Annotated in this window: 19 protein-coding genes; 16 read left to right on the top strand and 3 right to left on the bottom strand. The window is 74.2% G+C overall.

Annotation, left to right across the window (positions count from 1 at the left end; translation table 11 throughout):
* Positions 1 to 58: 58 nt before the first annotated feature.
* From AB0M46_RS20380 to AB0M46_RS20370, 3 genes are all read left to right on the top strand, one after another.
* Complete coding sequence (locus AB0M46_RS20380; RefSeq protein ID WP_363338100.1) at positions 59 to 748, top strand: cupin domain-containing protein; 690 nt, start codon at positions 59 to 61, stop codon at positions 746 to 748.
* 11 nt (positions 749 to 759) lie between these two features.
* Positions 760 to 1,911 carry a Gfo/Idh/MocA family oxidoreductase gene (locus AB0M46_RS20375; RefSeq protein WP_363338098.1) on the top strand — a complete coding sequence of 384 codons (1,152 nt, stop codon included), beginning with the start codon at positions 760 to 762 and terminating at the stop codon, positions 1,909 to 1,911.
* A 439-nt stretch (positions 1,912 to 2,350) separates the two neighbouring features.
* The gene (locus AB0M46_RS20370; protein ID WP_363338180.1) at positions 2,351 to 3,154 is read left to right on the top strand and encodes a sugar phosphate isomerase/epimerase family protein; all 804 of its coding nucleotides are present in this window, start codon (positions 2,351 to 2,353) and stop codon (positions 3,152 to 3,154) included.
* A gap of 3 nt (positions 3,155 to 3,157) precedes the next feature.
* Here the strand turns inward: AB0M46_RS20370 and AB0M46_RS20365 are convergent, their stop codons facing one another.
* From AB0M46_RS20365 to AB0M46_RS20355, 3 genes are all read right to left on the bottom strand, one after another.
* Positions 3,158 to 4,564: a protein kinase gene (locus tag AB0M46_RS20365; RefSeq protein ID WP_363338096.1), complete on the bottom strand. Its 1,407-nt coding sequence runs from the start codon at positions 4,562 to 4,564 to the stop codon at positions 3,158 to 3,160.
* A 231-nt stretch (positions 4,565 to 4,795) separates the two neighbouring features.
* Positions 4,796 to 5,260 (bottom strand): MarR family transcriptional regulator, encoded by a 465-nt coding sequence (locus AB0M46_RS20360; protein ID WP_363338094.1) that lies wholly within the window; start codon positions 5,258 to 5,260, stop codon positions 4,796 to 4,798.
* 833 nt (positions 5,261 to 6,093) lie between these two features.
* On the bottom strand, positions 6,094 to 6,861 hold the full coding sequence (locus tag AB0M46_RS20355) for a DUF72 domain-containing protein (protein ID WP_363338092.1): 768 nt from the start codon (positions 6,859 to 6,861) through the stop codon (positions 6,094 to 6,096).
* Positions 6,862 to 7,030: 169 nt separating this feature from the next.
* On the opposite strand from AB0M46_RS20355, the gene AB0M46_RS20350 reads away from it, so the two are divergent.
* From AB0M46_RS20350 to AB0M46_RS20290, 13 genes are all read left to right on the top strand, one after another.
* Positions 7,031 to 7,162 carry a hypothetical protein gene (locus AB0M46_RS20350; protein WP_363338090.1) on the top strand — a complete coding sequence of 44 codons (132 nt, stop codon included), beginning with the start codon at positions 7,031 to 7,033 and terminating at the stop codon, positions 7,160 to 7,162.
* 456 nt (positions 7,163 to 7,618) lie between these two features.
* The gene (locus AB0M46_RS20345; protein ID WP_363338088.1) at positions 7,619 to 10,369 is read left to right on the top strand and encodes a LuxR C-terminal-related transcriptional regulator; all 2,751 of its coding nucleotides are present in this window, start codon (positions 7,619 to 7,621) and stop codon (positions 10,367 to 10,369) included.
* Positions 10,370 to 11,051: 682 nt separating this feature from the next.
* Positions 11,052 to 11,306: a DUF6412 domain-containing protein gene (locus AB0M46_RS20340; RefSeq protein WP_363338086.1), complete on the top strand. Its 255-nt coding sequence runs from the start codon at positions 11,052 to 11,054 to the stop codon at positions 11,304 to 11,306.
* 524 nt (positions 11,307 to 11,830) lie between these two features.
* A complete protein-coding gene (yidC, locus tag AB0M46_RS20335) occupies positions 11,831 to 12,442 on the top strand; it encodes a membrane protein insertase YidC (RefSeq protein ID WP_363338083.1) in 612 nt (203 codons plus the stop codon).
* A gap of 158 nt (positions 12,443 to 12,600) precedes the next feature.
* Positions 12,601 to 13,734, top strand: coding sequence for an inositol-3-phosphate synthase (locus AB0M46_RS20330; RefSeq protein ID WP_363338081.1), 1,134 nt, complete (start codon positions 12,601 to 12,603; stop codon positions 13,732 to 13,734).
* Positions 13,731 to 14,579, top strand: a complete 849-nt coding sequence (locus AB0M46_RS20325) for an SCO3242 family prenyltransferase (RefSeq protein ID WP_363338079.1) — start codon at positions 13,731 to 13,733, stop codon at positions 14,577 to 14,579. The genes AB0M46_RS20330 and AB0M46_RS20325 overlap by 4 nt, the downstream gene beginning before the upstream one ends.
* Positions 14,580 to 14,909: 330 nt before the next feature.
* Entirely contained in the window at positions 14,910 to 15,773 is an 864-nt protein-coding gene (locus AB0M46_RS20320; protein WP_363338077.1) for a sugar phosphate isomerase/epimerase family protein, read from the top strand.
* Entirely contained in the window at positions 15,770 to 16,366 is a 597-nt protein-coding gene (locus AB0M46_RS20315; RefSeq protein WP_363338075.1) for an EboA domain-containing protein, read from the top strand. Before AB0M46_RS20320 ends, AB0M46_RS20315 begins: the two co-directional genes overlap by 4 nt.
* Positions 16,366 to 17,214 carry a TatD family hydrolase gene (locus AB0M46_RS20310; protein ID WP_363338073.1) on the top strand — a complete coding sequence of 283 codons (849 nt, stop codon included), beginning with the start codon at positions 16,366 to 16,368 and terminating at the stop codon, positions 17,212 to 17,214. Before AB0M46_RS20315 ends, AB0M46_RS20310 begins: the two co-directional genes overlap by 1 nt.
* Complete coding sequence (eboE, locus tag AB0M46_RS20305) at positions 17,214 to 18,371, top strand: metabolite traffic protein EboE (protein WP_363338071.1); 1,158 nt, start codon at positions 17,214 to 17,216, stop codon at positions 18,369 to 18,371. The genes AB0M46_RS20310 and eboE overlap by 1 nt, the downstream gene beginning before the upstream one ends.
* Positions 18,368 to 19,744, top strand: coding sequence for a nucleotide pyrophosphatase/phosphodiesterase family protein (locus AB0M46_RS20300; RefSeq protein ID WP_363338069.1), 1,377 nt, complete (start codon positions 18,368 to 18,370; stop codon positions 19,742 to 19,744). The genes eboE and AB0M46_RS20300 overlap by 4 nt, the downstream gene beginning before the upstream one ends.
* A gap of 201 nt (positions 19,745 to 19,945) precedes the next feature.
* Positions 19,946 to 20,899, top strand: coding sequence for an ABC transporter ATP-binding protein (locus AB0M46_RS20295; protein ID WP_363338067.1), 954 nt, complete (start codon positions 19,946 to 19,948; stop codon positions 20,897 to 20,899).
* Entirely contained in the window at positions 20,883 to 21,752 is an 870-nt protein-coding gene (locus AB0M46_RS20290; RefSeq protein ID WP_363338065.1) for an ABC transporter permease, read from the top strand. The genes AB0M46_RS20295 and AB0M46_RS20290 overlap by 17 nt, the downstream gene beginning before the upstream one ends.

Below are 21,752 nucleotides of genomic sequence, written 5' to 3'. Positions count from 1 at the left end.
CCGCGCTCAGCGTACCGGCTAGCCTCAGGAAAGCGTTTTCCTGCGTTGGGAGTTGGCGATGAGATCCCATTTGCCGGGCGCGATCGGCGTGTCGCGGCTGTCGGTGTACGACACGAGTGCACCCGACGGGCTGCACGGGGGCACGCCGCACATGCACCTGACGTGCTCCGAGGGGTACGTCGTCACCGCCGGCGCGGGCCGCGTGCAGACGCTGTCCGGGTCCGGGTTCCGCGAGGTCGAGCTGCGCCCGGGCGCCGTCGCCTGGTTCCGGCCGGGCACCATCCACCGGCTCGTCAACGAGGGCGGGCTGCAGATCGTGGTGCTCATGCAGAACAGCGGCCTGCCCGAGGCCGGCGACGCGGTGTTCACGTTTCCCGGCGCCGTGCTCGGCGACCCCTCCGCGTACCGCGCGGCGGCCACCTTGCCGGGCGGCCCCGACCTGGCCCCGGCGTTGCGGCGCCGCGACCTCGCCGTCACCGGCTTCCTGGCCATGCGCGAGGCCGGGCCGGCCGCGTTCGAGGACTTCTGCCGCGCCGCCGCCGCCCTCGTCGCCCCGAAGCTGGGGGACTGGCGCAAGCGCTGGGAGGCGGGCGCGCTCGACGCCGCGCAGGAGACCGGCCGGCAGCTCGACGCGCTGGAGCGGTCCGACCTGTCCCACCTGGCCCAGGGCGGCATCTCGGTGCTGCCCGGCCCGACCGAGTCCGCGAAGCACGGCATGTGCGGGCTCCTGCAGACGTACCTCCCGTAGGAAGGATTTCCGTGAACCGCATTCCGATCGGCATCGTCCTCAACGGCGTGACCGGCCGCATGGGGTACCGCCAGCACCTCGTCCGCTCGCTGCTGGCCATCCGGGAGGAGGGCGGCCTGCCGGCGGGCGACGGCCGGCGCATCTGGCCCGAGCCGGTCCTCGTCGGCCGCAACCCGGCCAAGCTGCGGGAGATCGCCGAGCGGCACGGCCTGACCGACTGGACCACCGACCTCGACGCCGCCCTGGCCCGCGACGACGTGCAGATCTACTTCGACGCCCAGGTGACCCAGCAGCGGGAGAAGGCGATCCGGGCCGCGATCGAGGCGGGCAAGCACGTCTACACGGAGAAGCCCCTCGCCGACGACACCGCCGCCGCGGCCGACCTGTGCCGGGCCGCCCGCGCCGCCGGCGTCAAGCACGGCGTGGTCCAGGACAAGCTGTTCCTGCCCGGCCTGCGCAAGCTGGCCAGGCTGGTGGAGGGCGGCTTCTTCGGCCGCATCCTGTCGGTGCGCGGCGAGTTCGGCTACTGGGTCTTCGAGGGCGACTGGCAGGCCGCCCAGCGCCCGTCGTGGAACTACCGGGCGGCCGACGGCGGCGGGATCGTGGTGGACATGTTCCCGCACTGGCAGTACGTGCTGGAGCGCATCTTCGCCCCGGTCCGCTCGGTCCAGGCCACGGTGGCCACCCACATCCCGTCGCGGGTCGACGAGTCCGGCGCCGCCTACGAGGCCACCGCCGACGACGCCGCCTACGGCATCTTCGAGCTCGAGGGCGGCATCGTCGCCCAGATCAACTCCAGCTGGGCCGTGCGCGTCTACCGCGACGAGCTGGTCGAGTTCCAGGTCGACGGCACCCACGGCAGCGCGGTCGCGGGCCTGCGCGAGTGCCACATCCAGCACCGCGGCGCCACCCCGAAGCCGGTGTGGAACCCGGACCTGCCGGCGACGGAGCGCTTCCGCGAGCAGTGGCAGCGGGTGCCGGACAACGAGGTGTACGACAACGGCTTCAAGGTGCAGTGGGAGGCGTTCCTGCGGCACGTGGTCGGCGACGCGGCGTTCCCCTGGGACTTTGCGGCGGGGGTGCGGGGGGTGCAGCTGGCGGAGCTCGGCCTGGAGTCGGCCCGCACGGGGCGCCGCCTGGAGATCCCGGCCCTCGACCTCTGATCGCGTTGGGTATCCGATATGTCCGCCACGCTGTGACGGACATATCGGATTTTTCGGTTATGTCCGCTTCGACTCGGCGGTGATCATGTTGCTGCGCTGCCGATGGGCTCGAAGCCGTGCTGAGTCCGAACGAACGCGCCGCACCGGCCCGCGGCCCCCGCTGTGCGCCGTGGGCTGGGCGGGAACGTGGGCTTGGGCGGTGGGCCCGGGCCGGTCGCGGCCGTGCTGGGTCCGAACGAACGCGCCGCGTCGGCCCGCGGCCCGCGCTGTGCGCCGTGGGCCGGGCGGGAACGTGGGCTCGGGCGGTGGGCCCGGGCCGGTCGCGCTTCGTCGCGCGGGCGCCCCGGGCGGGAGTGCGGGTGCTGGTCGCGCTTCGCGGCGCGGGCGGGCTTGACGCGGTACGAAATCGGGAATCAATATTGGAGGCGAAGTGGGCGATTTGTCGAGGTTCTCGCTCAACCAGGCGACCACCAAACGATGGCCGACCGCGGACACGATCGCGGGCTGCGCGGCCGTCGGCGTGACCGGCATCGGGCTGTGGCGCGATCAGGTCGCCGAGTGCGGCCTCCAGCGTACCGCCGCCCTCGTGCGCGAAGCGGGCCTCACCGTCACGAGCCTGTGCCGGGGCGGGTTCTTCACCGCCGGCGGCTGGCGCGAGGACAACCTCCGGGCCATCGACGAGGCCGCGGCCCTCGGCGCCCCCGTGCTCGTGCTGGTCAGCGGCGGCCTCCCGGAGGGCAGCCGCGACGTCGACGGCGCGCGCCGCCGGGTCGCCGACGCGATCGCGGAGCTGGTGCCGCACGCTCGGGCGGCCGGCGTACGGCTGGCCATCGAGCCCCTGCACCCCATGTTCGCGTCGGACCGTTGCGTCATCGCCACGCTCGGCAACGCCCTCGACATCGCCGAGCAGCACCCGGCGGACGTCGTCGGGGTCGCGGTCGACACGTACCACCTCTGGTGGGACGACCGGGTCTGGGCGCAGCTGGCCCGGGCCGGCGCGGGCGGTCGGATCGCGTGCTTCCAGGTCGCCGACTGGGTCACGCCGCTGCCGGAGGGCGTGCTGCTCGGCCGCGGCCTGCCCGGCGCCGGCTGCGTCGAGCTACGCCGCTTCCGCGAGGCGGTCGACGCCGCCGGCTACACGGGCCCGGTCGAGGTCGAGGTCTTCCACGAGGACGTGTGGTCCCGTCCCGGGATCGAAGTGCTGCAGGAGACCATGCAACGGTACGTCGAACACGTCGCCTGACGGCTACGGCGCCTGGGCCCCGCTGTCCGCGGTCGTCGTCGCGGTGGTCGGCGGCGGGTCGGCCGGCGTGGTGGGGGTCGGCGGCCCGGTCGTCACCGGCGCCGTGACGTCGGTCGGCGACGGCGTGGTGTGGGTCGCCGTCGGGGTGCCCTGCGTCGGCGTCGGCTGACCGTCCACGGTCTGCGTCGCCACCGGCGTCTGGCCCACGTTGGTCGGGTTGCCGATGAGCGTGGCCGTCGCGCCGCCGTTGGGCTTGCCGGCCCCGCCGTTGTCGGCCGTGGCGTGCGGGCCGGGCTGCGGGGAGGCGTTGGCCGGCCCGCTGTTGCCGCCGTTGGTGGTGCCGTGGTGCGAGTCGGTGCCGGGGCTGCCGCCCATGAGGTCCGAGGTCGTCTCGGCGGCCGCGAAGACGAGGGCCAGGGCCATCGGCAGGGCGATCGCCATCGAGGTGACCCGCCGGCGCGACATCTGGCCGGCGCCGCGCAGCCAGCGGCGCTGGACCGGGACGGTGGCCGCCTCGAGGTCGTCGATGGCCAGGCCGAGCAGCAGCTGCCGGGCGTCGGGGCGGTCGGCCGGGTCGCGGCTCAGGGCGGCGGCGACGAGATCGTGGACCGGGTCGGGGACGCCGCTGAGGTCGGGCTGGCCCTCGAGGATCTTCCAGGCCCGGGCGGCCGCCTCCTCCCCGCCGTAGGGGTGGCGGCCGGTGGCGGCGAACGCGACCAGGCAGCCCCAGCCGAAGATGTCCATCGCCGCGGTCGGCTCCTCGGCGCGCAGCTGCTCGGGGGAGGCCCAGCCGAGGCTGCCGACGATGTTGCCGGTGCCGGTGATGTCGCTGGCCGCGTCGAGCGCCCGGGCGATGCCGAAGTCGATGATGCGCACGCCACCGAGCGTGACCATGAGGTTGCTCGGCTTGAGGTCCCGGTGCACCAGCCCGACGTTGTGGATCGCGGCGAGCGAGGCCGCGACGCCGAGCGCGACGCTGTGCAGCATCGCTGGGTCGAGCGGGCCGTCGTCGGCGACCAGCCGGGACAGCGGGATGCCTTCGAGATACTCGGTGACGAGGTAGGGGCGCTCCTCGTGCACGCCCGAGTCGAGCACCCGGGCGGTGCAGAACCCCGGCACCCGCTGGGCGGCGCGGACCTCGCCGGCGAAGCGCACCCGGAAGCGGGGGTCGCGGGCCAGGTGGGCGTGGACCAGCTTGACCGCGACGCGGTTGCCGTCCGGCGACTGGGCCAGGTAGACCGTCCCCATGCCGCCGACGCCGAGCTGGCCGAGCAGCCGGTAGTCGTCGATGTGCAGCGGATCGTTCTGGGTCAGGTCGCCGACGGTGGCCCGCCGGGCCGGCGCGGCCGAGCGCAGGGGCAGGTCCGGCGCGCCACCGTCGGCGTCGTCGTGCTTGCCTGCCTCGGTCATCGGGGTCCTTCCACGGGTGCTCGGGGTGGTCGTGCGGTGGTGTTCACGTGCAGTCTGACCTCTTCACCTGGAGATGGAAAGACCGCGGGGGCGCACCTAGTCGAACAGTAGTCCAGGCAGGCCCGACCGTCCGCGCCGGAGGTCACAGTGACGTGTCACAGTTCCGGTTCTTTGTGCAACGATCGCGGCGCCCTGTGATGACGCGATTGCCTCTGTTCCCGGGTCAATCGGTCAGCGCGGTCGCTCCAGGTGATCGACCAGTCCACGCAGCGCCGCCGTGACCCGGGCGAGCTCGCCGGGCTCCAGATAGGACAGTGCGTAGGCCTCGGCGGTCTGCGACTGCGGCAGCAGCTCGCGGATCAGCCGGTGGCCCTTCCGCGTGAGCTGCAGCAGGACGAGGCGCCCGTCGTCGGGGTGGTTGTTGCGGCGCACCAGCCCCCGGCCGGACAGGGTGTCGACCACGCCGGTGAGCGTGGCCTTGGAGATGCCGGCCTGCTCGGCGACGTGCCGGGTCTCGATGCGGCGCGCGGCCCAGACGGAGCGCAGGACCACGAACCCGGTCCAGGTCAGCTGGCGCGGCCGGAGCACTTCCTGCTCGACGTGCTGCCGGACGGCGTTGGCGGCGCGGTGCAGGTGCAGGACGGTCTCGCTCGGCCCGGAGAAGCCGCCGCCGTCCCTGCCGACCGTTGCGGTCACCGTGTCCTGCGCCGAGCTGCTCGAGCCGGCGCAACCCCGTGCTTGCCCATATGGGCGGCCCCCCTCTGGTCCCCGCATCGAACACACAGAATATCGGGAACGTGCCGGTTCCGTTGTCCCCTCATTACGCTGAGCGATCTTCTGCCCACCCTGCGGCGCCGCCAATTGCGGGCATTGACCGCCTTTGTCCGTCTGTTCTGTCGGTTATCCGGTGAATTGGAAGTTCTCGTGATCCTTGGGAGGCTCGTGGGCATGCGTCCCCGCCCGTGCTGTCTGCGCCGGTGATTGCACTGGACGAGAGAAGGGCTCCGTCCCGCCTGATACACCCGTTGTGCCCCGGACTGCTCGCACGGCACTGACGGACGCGTCCACCCGGGCGTCCAGCGCCTGTGGGCTGCGGACGCGCCCACCCGCCGCGCGACATGGCGGCCGTCACGTGGGCCGGCGGTGGCGCCGTGGACCAAAGCCGGGGCCTGCGACGCCGGGCCGGCCCTGGTCGCCGGTTCCCGGCCGCGCCCTCCCGCGAGCCGGCGGCGCCGTGCAGGTCCGCGGCGGGCGCCGCGCCGTCCCGGGCACTGCGACCGGCGGGTCGGCGGGGTCGGGCCCGCGGCCGCCGGTTCTGCCGGTTCTTCTGCCGCCGTTCCTGCCGGTCGGCGGTGGCGCTGCGTAGCCGGGCCGACGGCGGTACGACCTCCGTGGCGGACCCCGGCCCGGGTCAGTGGCGGCGGTCGTCGCGGCCGCGGTTGATCAGATGGCGGCGTTGCCACACCAGGAACGCGAGGAAGGCGGCGACCACGAAGATCGCGCAGCAGAACTTGGCCACGGGTCGAAGACTACGACCAGTTCGGGCTGCGCTCCGGGGCGCGGCCGGTGCTGAAGTTCCGGCGCTCGGCCAGGCGGGCGAAGGCCACGGCGTCGGCGACGGCCGCGCAGCCCGGGTCGTTGTTGAAGTACACGTACACGTCCTGGGTCTTGAACGCCTCCCGCAGGCGGCCCGTCCACGTGTCGAGGGCCGAGCGGCCGTATCGGGGGCGGGGCGTCGCGCGGCCCTCGTGCAGGCGGAGGTAGCCCCAGTCGGCGGTGCGCCACAGCGGGGCCTGCGGGCGGCCCTCGCGATCCGACCAGCACAGAGCGGCGTTTCGCGATTGCAGTACGTCACGAATCTCCGGCGTCCACCAGGAGTCGTGCCGCGGCTCGACCGCCACCCGCACGCCCTTCGGGAACGCGGCGAGGGTCGCGTCCAGCGCGCCCGGGTCTGCCGGCAGCGTCGGCGGCAGCTGCAGCAGCACCGGGCCGAGCTTCGAGCCGAGGCCCTCGGCCCGCTGCATCAGGCGGTGGACCGGCTCGCGGGGCTCCCGGAGGCGCTTGATGTGGGTGAGGTACCGGCTGGCCTTCACCGCGACCACGAAGTCGTCCGGGGTGCGGGCCCGCCAGTCCTCGAACGTGGCGCGCTCGGGCAGCCGATAGAAGGCGTTGTTGACCTCGACCGTGCCGAACGCCTGCGCGTAGTGCTCCAGCCAGCGGCGTTGTGGCAGGTCGGACGGGTACAGGCGGCCCTTCCAGTCCTTGTACTGCCAGCCGGACGTCCCGATGCGCATCATGCCGGCACTGATGCCCCGCGCCCGGATGACTAGTCACGCCCGGGGGGATACGTAGACGCCGCGGGCGCCCGTCTACGTATGTCGGCGGCGCTCGAGTACGTAAGCGATACCGATGGCACGCGGACCTTACGGGGCGAGGATGGGGTCACAGGGTTGAGAGGGGAATGCGATGAACGTCCACGATGGCCTGCTGACCGAGCTCGTCCGCCAGCGCCGGCTGCACATGCTCGACGAGGCCAAGCACTGGTCAAGCCGCGTACGGCTACGGCGGCGAGCACGGCGCGTGCGCACCGCGGCGTAACCGGCGTGACCGGCCTGCCGCGACCGAACCGCGGGGGAGTACAGCCCCGGCGCTCCGTGCGGACCACACCCCTCCAGGTGGTCCGCCCAGGGCGCCGGGGCTGTTCTGGTTGTACCGGGCCGTGCGTGCGGCCGCCATGACTAGGCCTCCGGGGCCATGACTAGGCACCGGCGGCGCGCGAAGATACGTAACAGGTACGGATGGCAGGTGCTCCTTACGCCGACAGGATGGAGGCACACCACCGAAACCGTCCGGCCGAGGAGTCCAGATGATGCACCCCGCGTTCCTGTACAGCCAGCTCCGGCACCGCCAGCAGGGCCTGCTCGGGCTCGTTCCGCACGAGGGTCCCGCCGCGCGCCACACGCGCCGGCCGTGGTGGCGCAGGTCGCGCCCATCACAGCCGGTGCACCGGCCACCCGCCGGTAGGCTGGTGGCGTGCGGGCCAGCCGTAGCGGAATGAGTCAGGTGATGGTCGGCCGCGACGATCAGCTGCGCCGGTTGCGCCGGCTGGTCGACGGGTCCGAGTCTTCCATCGCCATGCTCGGCGGGGAGGCCGGGATCGGCAAGAGCCGCATGGTTCAGGAACTCATCTCGGGGCTGCCCGGCACGGTTCCGGTCCTCGACGGCCAGGCCGACCCCGGCACCCTCAGCCGCCCCTTCGAAGTGCTGCTCGACGCGATCGACAGCTGCCTTCGCTCCGAGAGCCTCGACCCAGAGCTGCTGCAGGTGGTCACCGACGCGTCCCGGTCGATGATCGACCGCATCCAGGCCGGGCTGGAGATCGTCCGGCGGCTGACGACCCCGGGATCCTCGATCGTCGTCTTCGAGGACCTGCACTGGGCCGACTCCGAGAGCGTGGCGCTGTTCGAGCGCATCGCCGAGCTGCCCGGCAGCCGGCTGCTGATCGGCACCTACCGCCCGGACGAGGTCACCCGCCGGCACCCGCTCGCCGACCTGCTGACCCGGCTGGAGCGGCGCTACACGGTGACCAACGTGCGGCTGGAGCGGCTCAGCCTGGCCGACACCTCGATCTTCATCAAGTCCGCCACCGGCCGCGCGCCCGCCTACCGCACGGCGATGTCGCTGCACAACCGCACCGGCGGCAACCCGTTCTTCCTCGAGGAGCTGCTCAAGTCCAACGGCGACGGCGACCTCGACACGCTGTGCGACCGGCCGCTGCCGTGGAACATCGCCGAGGCCATGCGCCGCCAGCTCGACGAGCTCGACGACGACGAGAAGCGCATCGTCGAGGCCGCCGCCGTGCTCGGCCGCAAGGTGCCCTTCGACCTGCTCGCCGCGGTCACCGGCTTCGACGAGCCCGCGCTCATCGACGGGCTGCGCGACCTGGTCCGCCGCGGGCTGATGGTGGAGACCGGCGACGACGAGTTCAGCTTCCGCCACGCCCTGACCCGCGAGGCGCTCGTCGACGAGATGCTCGCCCGGCAGCGGCGGCGGCTGCACGAGCTGGCCCTGGAGACGCTGCTGTCCACCGGCAGCAAGGACTACGCGCTCGTCGCCCACCACGCCAGGGGCGCCGGGCGCTACCTCGACATGGTGGAGGCGGCGCGGCGGGGGCTGCACGTCTACATGGGGATGGGGTCGCCGTACCAGGCGCTGCAGCTGGCCGAGATGGGCCTCGACGAGCTGCCCGACGACGTCGAGCTGCTCTCCTGCGGGGCCAGGGCGGCCTGGCTGGCCGGCCTGCTCGACGACGCCCAGGAGCTCGGCAAGCGCTGGCTCGGCGCGGCCGCCACCCGCGAGGAGCGGGCCGACGCGCTGCGGCTGCTGATCCGGCTCGGCTGGGAGATCGGCAGCAGCGGCACCATGCAGGAGCGGGCCGCGCAGCTGCGGGCCGAGATCGCGCACCTCGACGACGGGCCGGCCAAGGCCCACGCGTTCGCCGCGATCGCGCAGGCCTACATGCTGCACGACGACACCGAGCGGGCCGTGGCCTGGGCCGACATGGCGATCACCCTCGGCGAGGAGCTCGGGATGCCGGCCGTCTGGCTGGCCGGCAAGGTCGAGAAGGGCTGCGCCCTGGTCGGCGTCGCGGCCGGCGTCGAGGAGGGCATCAAGCTGCTCAACGAGGCCGCGCAGGAGGCCGAGGAGGCCCGCGAGTGGCTCCTCGCCGCGCGGTCGATGAACGGCCTCTACAACCTGCTGCCGGGCGGGCCGGCCGACTGGGCCGCGGCGCTGGAGAAGATGCGCACGTTCGCCGAGCAGGCCGGGTTCGAGTCGCTGGCCGTGGCCGCGTATTTCCAGGGCCGCGCCCGCCTCGCCGTGCAGGAGGGCAACCTCGCCGCGGCGATCGCCGAGCTGGAGGCGGCCCGGCGCCGCGACCGGGGGCTGCTGCGCACCCGCAACGGCAGCGACTATCACGGGGTGCTGTTCGCCGGCCTGCTGCTCGAGGCGGGCGAGCTGGACAAGGCCGACACGGTGATCCGCGGCCTCATCGAGAGCTCCACCGACGCCTACACGATGCTCACCCAGACCTCGGTGCCCGGCCTGCAGTTCCACCTGGCCTGCCGCCTCGGCCGCGCCGAGCAGGCCCGCGAGCTGCTGCGCGTCGTCCTCGACGCGGTCCGGGTCACCGGCGTCTCCGGCCGCGACTTCGCCCACGACCTGGTCTCCGCGGGCCTCGCCGCCGGCCTGAGCGCCGACGAGCTGCGCCCGGTCGCCGCGGCCATCGACGACCCGCTGTTCGACGACGCGTACCGCTGGCTCGCCGACGCCCAGATCGCCGAGGCGTCCGGCGACCTCGCCGGCGCGCTGCGCCGCTACCGGGCCGCGGTCGCCGAGCCGACGATGCTGCTGCCGGCCCAGCGCGGCACCGGCCACCTCGGCGCGGCCCGGTGCCTGCTCGCGCTCGGCGACGCCGACGCGGCCCGGGAGCACGTCCGGACCGCGGAGCCGCACCTGGCGCGGTGGGCTGGGTGGCGGGTGGCCGAGCTGACCGGCCTGCGCGGCCGCCTGGGCCTGGCGACGCCGGTGGCCGCCGGCGCGGCGGGCGCGGGGGACGAGGCCCTGACGCCGCGGGAGCGCGAGGTGGCGGTCCTGCTCGCGGAGGGCCTGACCAACGCGGAGCTGGCCCGCCGCCTGTACATCTCGCCCCGGACGGCGGCGGTGCACGTCTCGAACATCCTCAACAAGCTGAACCTGGAGTCCCGCACGCAGGTCGCCGCCTGGGTACGGTCCCGTCCGGCCTGAGCCAGCGGCCGGCAGCGTCAGCGTCGAGGTGTAGGAGCCCGCCAGGTTCACGACGCCGCGGACGGTGCAGCTGGCCTTGATGCGGTCGTTCCTGAGAATGGTGCGCGTGCCTGCGGGCGGCGGACCACGTACGGGGCGAGGACGTGCGACCACGACGAGGCGCCGCCCGGGTCACCGGTCCGCAGCCGACGCTCGACGACCTTGGCCGGCTGGGCGGGACGGTGCTGGCGGCGGGGCAGGAGATCGGGCTCGCCCGGGAAGGCGCCGGCGCAGACCCGGGGCAGGTCACGGCACGACGACGGTGCCGGTGGCGGACACGGCCAGCAGCGGCGGGTCGAGGACCGCGGCGGCGGACGGTGCCGCTCGGGGTGCAGCTCAGCGCGTACCGGATCGTGCAAGGCGCTTACCAACGCGCTGCGGCACGCGCGGGCCCGGCGCGCCCGCGTCGTGGTCCGGGTCTCCGCGGCGGTCGTGGACGTGCTGGTGCGCGACGGCGGGCGCGGGGGCGTCGTCTCCGGCGGCGGGCACGGGATCACAAACTCGCCCCCATCGCCGACGGCCGTCTCGACGGCGAACAAGTCCGCTGCCGCCTCGTCCGGGGGCTGCTGGCGGCGGGCCGGACGGGTCGGCTGGCCTGAGCCGGGGTGGCCGGCGCTTGCGTCCGGTGCGTAGCATCGGACGCATGTCGTGGTCGATGACCACCCTGTTCGCCGCGTGGATGAGCGTGGCGACGCCGGCCGATCTCGTCGCGGTGGCGACGGCGGTGCTGACGGCGCTCGCCGTGGTGCTCGCCGCGCGGCTCGTCGCCGGGGCGCCGGCGACCCCCGCGTTGGTGCGCGCCGTTCCGGCCCGGGCCCGGGCGGCCCGGGGGCAGACGATCCGCTCGGCGGATCCTGACGCGGCCGGCCGGCCGCGGCCCCGCGCGCCGGGGATCTGAACCCGCGCGGCGCTCGAGCCGCCGCGCGACGCGACACAGCCACGATGACGGCCCGGCGTACGCCTGCGGCCTTCGTCGGGTGATGCCTGCGCCGAAACAAGCGGGCCGCCGAAGCAAGCGATCCCGTCGTCGAGCGAGCGCGCCGCCGAAGCAGGTGAGCCTGCCGTCGAGCGTGCGGGCCGCTGGAACGAGCGATCCCGCCGTCGAGTGAACGGGCCGCTGGCGCAGGCGAGCCCGCCGTCGAACGTGCGCGTCGCTGGAACGAGTGATCCCGCCGTCGAACGAGAGCGGGCCGCTGGCGCAGGTGATCCCGCCGTCGAACGTGTGGGTCGCTGGAACGAGTGATCCCGCCGTCGAGCGTGCGGGGCGCTGGAACGAGCGATCCCGTCGTCGAGCGAGCTGGCCGCCGAAGCAAGCGACCCGCCGTCGAGCGAGCGCGCCGCCGGAACGGGCGAGCGCGCCGCCGAACACGCGCGCCCAGCAACGGGCGCCCCCGGTACCTGAAGGAACGAAAGGACCGTTCCGTGCTGCATCACGTCCTCATCGCGCTGGCCGGAGCGCTCGGCTCCGTGCCCGCCGCCATCGTCGTCGCCACCCTCCTGCTGCGCGCTGCCCTCCTCCCGCTCAGCATCCGCGCCTACCGCGCCGAGCGGGTCCGTGCCCGGCTCGCCCCCCGCCTCGCCGCCCTGCGCGAGCGGCACGCCCGCGAGCCCGTCGTCCTGGCCGAGAAGACCGCCGAGCTCATGCGCGCCGAGGGCTCCGGGCCGTTCGCCGGGCTGCTGCCGACGCTCGCCCAGGCCCCGATCGTCTGGCTGCTGTACCGCGAGTTCACCGGCCCGGGCATGCACGGCCACACCGTGCTCGGCGCCGACCTGACCGCCCGTCTCGCGGCGCACCCGGCGCTGCTCGCCGGCTGGCTCCTCGTCGCCGCCCTCGCCGCCATCGCGCTCTGGAACGTGCGGCAGCTCCCCGCCGGCACGCCACGGCTGACCCGCCTCCTGTCGTTCGGCACGGTGGCGTTCGCGCCGTTCGCGCCGGTCGCGGCCGGGATCTACCTGGTCACCAGCGGGGCGTGGACCGCGGCCGAGCGGTGGTGGTTCCGCGGCCGGGCGACCGCGGATTCGGGCAGACTTTAGCAGAAAAGAACGAAAGTTTACGTCGACGCAGGAAAAGTTCGGTTGGTACTGGCGGAAGGATGTGGGCGAGATCTAGGCTCCGCATCCAGCGACAGCCGGCGATATCGCCCACCCCATGTGCTGCTGTCGCGTTGCTTCCTCACCGCTAGGAGGAGCCCGTGCGTACGGGAGTGTGGCTGGTCGGCGCGCGCGGATCCGTGGCCGTCACCAGCATCGTCGGCGCCTCGGCGCTGCGGGCCGGGCTGGCCGACCCGATCGGCTGCGTCACCGAGCATCCCGCCCTGCGTGGCGCGGCCCTGCCCGGCTTCGGGGACCTGGTGTTCGGCGGGCACGACGTCGCCACCACCGGGCTGCTCAAGCGCGCCGAGGCGCTCGCCGCGGCCGGGGTCGTCCCCGGGCCGCTGGTCGCGGCGCTGCACGGCGAACTGTCCGCGGTGGACGAGGAGGTCCGGCCGCTGCCGCACGCCGAGACCCAGGCCGCGGCCGCGGCGGCGATCGCGGCCGACCTGACCGCGTTCCGGGACCGGCACCGGCTCGAGCGGGTGGTGGTCGTCAACGTCGCGTCCACCGAGTCCGCCCCGGCGCCGCACCCCGCCCACGCGGACCTGGCCGCCCTGGAGCGGGCCTTGCAGACCCCGGAGGTCGTACTCCCACCCAGCGCCCTGATGGCCTACGCCGCCCTGCGCGCCGGGTGCCCGTACGTCGATTTCACCCCGTCCACCGGCGCCCGCCTGCCGGCCCTGCACGAGCTGGCCCTGGCGCAGCAGGTGCCGTACGCGGGCCACGACGGCAAGACGGGCGAGACGCTGCTCAAGGCCGTCCTCGCCCCGATGTTCGCCATGCGCCGCCTCGCCGTGCGGTCCTGGTCGGGCATCAACCTGCTCGGCGGCGGCGACGGCGCCACGCTGGCCGACCCCGGCGCCAACGCGGCCAAGTCGGCCAGCAAGCAGCGCGTGCTCGGCGAGACCCTGGGCTACGTGCCGGACGGGCACACCCGCATCGAGTACGTCCCCGACATCGGCGACTTCAAGACCGCCTGGGACCTCATCACGTTCGCGGGCTTCCTCGGCACCCCGATGCGCATGGAGTTCACCTGGCACGGCTGCGACTCCGCGCTGGCCGCCCCGCTGGTGCTCGACCTGGTCCGGCTGGTCGCGGCCGCGCACCGCAGCGGTCGCAGCGGCCCGCTGCCGCAGCTCGCGTTCTTCTTCAAGGACCCGCTGGGCGACGTCGAGCACGGCCTGGCCGCCCAGTTCGAGGCCCTGGCCGAGTTCACGGCGAGCCTGCGATGAGCCCGAGCTGGCGCGACCTCGTCGAACTGGTCCGGGCCCCCGCCGCGCTCTCCGTGCCGGGCGACGTCGTCGCGGGCGCGGCGGCGGCCGGGCGGCTCGGCCCCCGCACCGCCGGGCTGGCCGGGGCGAGCGTGCTGCTCTACTGGGGCGGCATGGCCGCCAACGACTGGGCCGACCGCGAGGTCGACGCCGTCGAGCGCCCGTCCCGCCCGATCCCGTCGGGCCGCATCGAACCCCGCACGGCCCTCGCCGTGGCCGCCGGGCTCACCGCCGCCGGGGTCGCCGTCGCCGGCCTGACCGGCGGGAAGAAGGCGCTCGCCGTCGCCGCGCCGCTGGCCGGCGCGGTCTGGGCCTACGACCTCGGGCTGAAGAACACCCCGGCCGGCCCCGCCGCGATGGCCGCCTGCCGCGCGCTGGACGTGCTGCTGGGGGCGGCCGGCGGACGGCTGCGACGGGCGGCCTGGCCGGCCGCGACGGTGTTCGCCCACACGTACACGGTGACCGCGCTGAGCCGCTGCGAGGTGGACGGCGCCACCCCGGCGCTGCCCGCCGCCACGCTCGCCGGGACCGCGGCGGTGGCCGCCGCCGCGGTGGCGACCAGGCGGCCGCTGGTCCCGGCCGGTCTCGCCGCCCTGTACGCGTACCGCTACGGCGCCCCGCAGCTGGCCGCCGTCCGCGACCCGGCCGCGCCGCGCATCCGGGCCTCGGTCGGCGCCGGAATCCTCAACCTGCCGGCGCTGCAGGGCGCCCTGACCGCCCGGGCCGGGCGCCCCCTCGCCGGCCTCGTCGTCGCCGCGGCGGCCCCGCTGGCCCGCCTGCTGTCCCGGAAGGTCTCGCCGACATGAGCGGCCCGCAGCGTTGCGGCGCCTGGTCTGGGTCGACCGCCGCGGAGCCCCGTCGAGCCAGACCGGGCGTTGGGGCCGCGATCAATGGGCGCAGGTTTGGCTCAGGCCGGCGCCGGAGCGCAGCGGAGGTGACGGCATGAGCGGCCCGCAGCGTTGCGACGCCTGGTCCGGGCCGACCGTCGCGGAGCCTCGTCGAGCCGGGCCGGGCGTTGGGGCCGCGAACCGTGAAATCGGCTTCGGGGCAGGCCGGCGCCGCAGCGTTGCGGCGCCTGGTCTGGGTCGATCAGCGCGAAGCCCCATCGAGCCGGACTGGGCGGAGGTGACGGCCCAGTGAGCGGGCTGCGGTTCGGGTACGGCACCAACGGCTTCAGCAACCACCGCCTCGACGACGCCCTCGACGTCATCGCCGGCCTCGGCTACTCCGGCGTCGCCCTGACCCTCGACCACCATCACCTCGACCCGTTCGACGCCCACCTGGCCCGGCACGTGCGGAACGTCGGCCGGCGGCTGGGCGAGCTCGGCCTCGGGGTGGTCATCGAGACCGGGGCGCGGTTCCTGCTCGACAAGTGGCACAAGCACGCCCCCACGCTGCTGGACGACGAGCCCGAGCCGCGGCTGGAGTTCCTGCGCCGGGCCGTGCGCATCGGCGCCGACCTCGGGGCGGAGGCGGTCAGCTTCTGGGCCGGGGTCCGCCCGCCCGGCGTGCCGGCCGAGGAGGCCTGGCGGCGGCTGGTGACCGGCACCGCCGAGGTGCTCGCCGCCGCCGAGGGCGCCGAGATGATGCTCGGCTTCGAGCCCGAGCCCGGCATGCTGGTCGAGTCGATGGCCGACTGGGAGCGGCTGCGGGGCGACCTGGGCGCGCCCGTGCGCTTCGGGCTGACCCTCGACATCGGCCACTGCCGGTGCCTGGAGCCCGTGCCGGCCGACGAGTGCGTACGTCGGGCCGGCGGGTCGCTGGTCAACGTGCAGATCGACGACATGGTCCGCGGGGTGCACGAGCACCTCGAGTTCGGCCGGGGTGAGGTCGACTTCCCGCCGGTGCTGCGGGCCCTCGCCGAGATCGGCTACGGCGGCCTGGTCGCCGTCGAGCTGCCCCGCCACAGCCACGCCGCGCCGAGCGTGGCCCGCGACTCGCTGGCCTTCCTGCGCGAGGCCGAGCAGCGGTCGCTGGAGCGATTCCAGGAGGTGTCATGAGTACCGAAGCCCTGTATGCCGCCCTGAAGTCGGAGCTTTCCGACACTGTCTGGCTCGATACCGCCCTGGAGACCGTGGCCCGCCAGCCTGCGGCGATCGGGCGGCTCTTCCCCGCGGCCGGGCGCCGCTGCGGGAGGTGGATGCTCAGCGGTCTCGACGGCTGGAGCGTCGACGACGCGGCCAGAGTCCTGCTGCTGAGCAAGGTCGGCAACCACGGCGCGGAGATCGAGGCGCTCTACCGCTACGGCGACGCCGCCGAGAAGCGGGCCGTCGTGCGGGCCCTGCCGCTGCTCGACGTACCGTCCGTCGAAAGGATTCTCGAGGACGCCCTGCGCACCAACGACACGCGGCTCGTCGCCGCGGCACTGGGCCCGGCCGCCAGGCGCCTCGGTCAGCCGGCCTGGCGCCAGGGGGTGCTGAAGGCCGTCTTCATGGGCCTGCCGCTGGCCGCCGTCGCCGACCTCGACGCCCGGGCCGACGCCGAGCTGGCCGTCATGCTCGCGGGCCTCGCCGAGGAGCGCCGCGCCGCCGGCCGCGCCATGGCCGAGGACGCCACCGCGTTGCTGCACCGACTTCAGGAGAGGGTCCCGTGATGCGCATCTTCGACCCCCACATCCACATGACGTCCCGGACCACCGACGACTACGAGCGGATGGCCGCCGCCGGGGTGCGGGCCCTCGTCGAGCCCGCCTTCTGGCTCGGGCAGCCGCGCACCAACGTCGGCTCGTTCACCGACTACTTCGACTCCCTCGTCGGCTGGGAGCCCTTCCGGGCCGGGCAGTTCGGCATCCGTCACCACGCCACGATCGCGCTCAACCCGAAGGAGGCCAACGACCCCCGCTGCCGCGAGGTGCTCGGCGTGCTGCCGCGGTACCTGGAGAAGGACGGGGTCGTGGCGGTCGGCGAGATCGGCTACGACTCGATGACCCCGCAGGAGGACGAGGCGTTCGCGGCCCAGCTGCAGCTGGCGGTCGAGCACGAGCTGCCGGCCCTGGTGCACACCCCGCACCGGGACAAGGCCCGCGGCACCGAGCGCACCCTGGCCGTGGTCCGCGAGTCCGGCATCGACCCGGGCCGGGTCGCCGTCGACCACCTCAACGAGGTCACCGTCGCCGCGGTGGCCGGCAGCGGCTGCTGGATGGGCTTCTCCATCTACCCCGACACCAAGATGACCGCCGAGCGGATGGTGCACATCCTGCGCGAGTTCGGCCTGGAGCGGATGCTGGTGAACTCCGCGGCCGACTGGGGGCGCTCGGATCCGCTGCTGACCCGCCGTACCGGTGAGGCCATGCTCGCCGCGGGCTTCAGCGACGACGACGTGGACCGGGTGCTGTGGCGCAACCCGGTCGAGTTCTACGGGCAGTCCAAGCGCCTCGACCTCGCCGACGTCGAAACCGACGCGACCTTCGAGGGCAACTCGATCCTGCGCGGGGGATCCTGATGCGGCTGCGCCACCCCGACGGGCAGACGGTGCACCTGGCGTACGGCACCAACGTCCACCCCGCCGAGGACCTGCCCGGCATCCTCGCCCAGCTCGACACCTACGCCACGCCGATGCGCGAGCGGCTCGGCACCGACGTGCTCGGGCTCGGCCTGTGGCTGGGCGCGGCGGTCGCCGCCGAGCTGGCCGCCGACCCGTCCCGGCGCCGCCGGCTGCGCCGCGAGCTCGACGCGCGGGGCCTGGAGGTGGTGACCCTCAACGGGTTCCCCTACCGCGAGTTCCACGCGCCGGTGGTCAAGCGGGCCGTGTACCGCCCCGACTGGGCCGACCCGGCCCGCCTGCGGTACACCCTCGACCTGGCCCGGATCCTCGTCGACCTGCTGCCCGACGACGCCGCCCGCGGCTCCATCTCCACCCTGCCGCTGGGCTGGCGCGACCCGTGGGACGGCATGCAGGTGGCCCGGGTCCACCGCGCCCTTGACGCGCTGGCGCAGGGGCTGGCGGCGCTGGAGGTGCTCAGCGGCCGCACCGTCCGCGTGGCCTTCGAGCCGGAGCCCGGCTGCGTCATCGAGAACACCCTGCAGGCCGCCGTGCACCTGTCCAAGGTCGACCGGCAGTGGCTCGGCGTCTGCGTCGACCTGGCCCACCTGGCCTGCGCCTGGGAGGACCCGGTGGCCGCGGTGCAGCGGCTGTCCCGGGCCGGCCTGCCGGTGGTGAAGATCCAGGTGTCGGCCGCGCTGGAGGTCGCCGACCCGGACGGGTCCCGCGAGGTCGTGCAGCGCTACGCCGAACCCAGGTTCCTGCACCAGACCCGCAGCGCCGGCTGCGCGCACGCGTTCGACGACCTCGACGAGGCCATCGAGGCCGGGCCGGACGGGCCGTGGCGGGTGCACTACCACGTGCCGCTGCACGCCGAGCCCGAGCCGCCGCTGCGCGCGACCACCGCCGTGCTGCGGGCCGGGCTCGGCGCGCTCGTCGGCGGGCCGATCGCCGCCTGCGACCACCTCGAGGTCGAGACGTACACCTGGAACGTCCTGCCACCCGCCCAGCGCCCGGCCGGCCCGCGGGCCCTCGCCCACGGCATGGCCGCGGAGCTCGCCTACGCCCGGGACACCCTGCAGAACCTGGGCCTGAAGACCCTGGAGCGCACCACGTGAGCAAGCCGCTGCTCGTGCTGGACGTCGTCGGGCTCACCCCCCGCCTGCTGCCGCACATGCCCAACCTGTCGAGGCTCGGTCCCGCGGTACCGCTGGACCCGGTGCTGCCGGCCGTGACGTGCTCGGTGCAGTCGACCTTCCTGACCGGCGAGACGCCGGCCGGGCACGGGATCGTCGGCAACGGGTGGTACTTCCGCGACCTCGGCGAGGTGTTCCTCTGGCGGCAGCACAACGCGCTGGTCGGCGGGGAGAAGCTCTGGCAGGCGGCCCGGCGGGCCGAGCCCGGCTACACCGTGGCCAACGTGTGCTGGTGGTACGCGATGGGCGCCGACGTCGACTGGACCGTCACGCCCCGCCCCATCTACTACGCCGACGGGCGCAAGGAGCCCGACTGCTACACCTTCCCGCCGTCGCTGCACGACGAGCTCACCGACCGGATCGGCCCCTTCCCGCTGTTCACCTACTGGGGCCCGAACGCCGGCATCCCCTCGTCGGCCTGGATCGCCAGGGCCGCGCAGCAGATCCTGGCCGACAAGGCGCCCGACCTGACCCTCGTGTACCTGCCGCACCTCGACTACGACCTGCAGCGCTACGGCCCGTCCGACCCGCGCGCCGCGGCCGCCGCGGCCGAGCTCGACGCCGCGCTGGGGCCGCTGCTGGAGGCGGGGCGGGCGCGCGGGGCGACGACGGTGGCGCTGTCGGAGTACGGCATCACGCAGGCCAGCCGGCCGGTCGACGTCAACCGGCTGCTGCGCGCCGAGGGGCTGCTCAACGTGTACACGCAGGACGGGATGGAGTACCTCGACCCGTGGACGTCACGCGCGTTCGCGGTCGTCGACCACCAGATCGCCCACGTGTACGTGCGCGACCCGCAGGACGTCGCGCTGGTGCGCAAGCTGTGCGCGGGGCTGGCCGGCGTCGGCGAGGTGCTCGACGAGGCCGGCAAGGCGGCGCAGGGCCTCGACCACGAGCGCTCCGGCGAGCTGGTGCTGCTGGCCGAGCCCGACGCCTGGTTCACGTACTACTACTGGCTCGACGACGCGCGGGCGCCCGACTTCGCCCGGCTCGTCGAGATCCACCGCAAGCCGGGTTACGACCCGGCGGAGCTGTTCCTCGACCCGGCGGGGCCGGGGGCGGCGAAGGGGCGCGCGGGGCTCGCACTGCTGCGCAAGAAGATCGGGATGCGGTACCTCATGAGCGTCGTCGGCCTCGACGCCGGCGCGAAGGCGGTGCGGGGATCGCACGGGCTGCGCCCGGCCGCCGACGAGGACGGCCCGGTCTGGCTGTGCGACGACCCGGCCCTGACGCCGCAGCGGGTCGCGGCCGCCGACGTCAAGTCGCTGCTGCTGCGGCTGGCCGGGCTGGGGGGCTGACGATCCCGGCTGGCCCCACCTGGCCGGCACCTGGCGGCCGGCCAGGTGGGGCGAGCGCCGATAGAGCAGGAAGCCGGCGGTCCGCCCCCTGACCTGGGGCCGGGACGAACCTGAGAAGTATCACAGGTAGAACCCCTAAGGAACGCCTTTCAGGTGCGATCCGGATGGCCGGCCGGGTTCACGGTCCGTAGTCTCGGCGACGTGACACTCATCGAGACGCGCGCGCTGACGAAGCGATACGGCGGCGTCACGGCCCTGGCGGATCTGACCCTGGCCGTGCGGCCCGGGATCATCGGTCTGGTCGGGGCCAACGGCGCCGGCAAGTCCACCTTCATCAAGATCATGCTCGGCCTGCTCGGGCCGACCTCCGGCGAGCTGCGCGTTCTCGGGCTCGACCCGACCAGCAGCGCCGAGGAGGTGCGCTCCCGCGTCGGGTACATGCCGGAGCACGACTGCCTGCCGAGCGAGGTGTCGGCGGCGGAGTTCGTGACCCACCTGGCCCGCATGAGCGGCCTGCCGGCCACCGCGGCCCGCGAGCGCGCCTCCGAGGCGCTGCGCCACGTCGGGCTCTACGAGGAGCGCTACCGGCAGATCGGCGGCTACTCGACCGGCATGAAACAGCGGGTGAAACTGGCCCAGGCCCTGGCGCACGACCCCGACCTGCTGCTGCTGGACGAGCCGACCAACGGCCTCGACCCGGCCGGCCGCGACGCCATGCTGGAGCTGGTGCACCGCATCGGCACCGAGTTCGGCATCTCCATCGTGGTCTGCTCCCACCTGCTCGGCGAGGTGGAGCGGATCTGCGACTCCATCATCGCCATCGAGGGCGGGCGGCTGCTGCGCTCGGCCACCGTCGAGGACATGACGACCAGCCGGGACGTGCTCACCGTCGAGGTGAGCGAGGGCGTCGAGCAGCTCACCGCCCGCCTGGCCGAGCTCGGCATCCCGGCCACCCGCGAGGGGGCCTCGCTCAGCGTGCCGCTGGACGGCGAGGACGTCTACGACCGCATCCTGGTCGCCGTCGCCGAGCTTGACCTGCCGCTGCACCGGCTCGACCAGCGCCGCCACCGGGTGGCCGAGCTGTTCCAACCCCCGACCGTCACCGCGCCCGCGGTCAGCGTTGCTCAGGAGGCCGGCCGTGGCGCCGCAGACTAGTGTCATCCATGACATCGGCTACCAGCGGTACAAGGGACCGCGCCTCGGCCGGTGGTACGCCAACCGCTCCCTCTTCGAGCACAGCCTGCGCAGCGCGTTCGGCCTCGGCCGGGGCGCCAAGGCGAAGATCTTCCCCTGGCTCGTCATCGGCATCGTGCTGCTGTTCGCGGTGATCGCCATCGCCGTGCGCTCGATCACCGGGGACACGTTCATGACCTACCGGCAGTACGCCGGCAACCTGAGCTACCCGGTGATGCTGTTCCTGGCCATCGTCGCCCCGGAGCTGGTCTCCCGCGACCTGCGCGACCGGACCCTGCCGCTGTACTTCTCCCGTCCGCTCGCCCGGACCGACTACGCGCTGGCCAAGTACGCCGCGCTGGTCGCCGCCGTGCTCCTGCTGCTCGGCGTGCCGCAGCTGCTCATCTACCTCGGCGCCGTGTTCACCCGCACCGACGGCTTCCCCGGCGCCTGGGACGAGCTCGGCGACCTCGGCCCGGGCCTGGCCACCGCGCTCATCCGGGCCCTGGTGCTCGCCTCGGTGTCGCTGCTGATCGCCTCGCTCTCCGGCCGCCGGGCCTTCGCCGCCGCGTTCATCGTCGGCACCTTCCTCATCACCTCGCCGATCGTCGGCATCCTGAGCGTGCTCGGCAACGAGACCCTCAAGGCCCTGGCGTTCCTGGTCAACCCGATGACCCTCATGCTGGGGCTGGAGCAGTGGCTGTTCGGCCCGCCGGTTGCCGGTGAGGGGCTGCCGCTGGGCGGCTACGGCCCGGTCTACGGCGCCGGCGCCCTGGTCCTGCTCGGCGGCTCCGTCGGGCTCCTGCTGCTGCGTTACCGGAAGGTGGCCGCCTGA

Source organism: Dactylosporangium sp. NPDC051485 (assembly GCF_040682015.1).
GTDB lineage: Bacteria > Actinomycetota > Actinomycetes > Mycobacteriales > Micromonosporaceae > Dactylosporangium.
The sequence above is the reverse complement of the archived record's forward strand: the minus strand, read 5'-3'. Positions and strand labels throughout refer to the sequence as shown.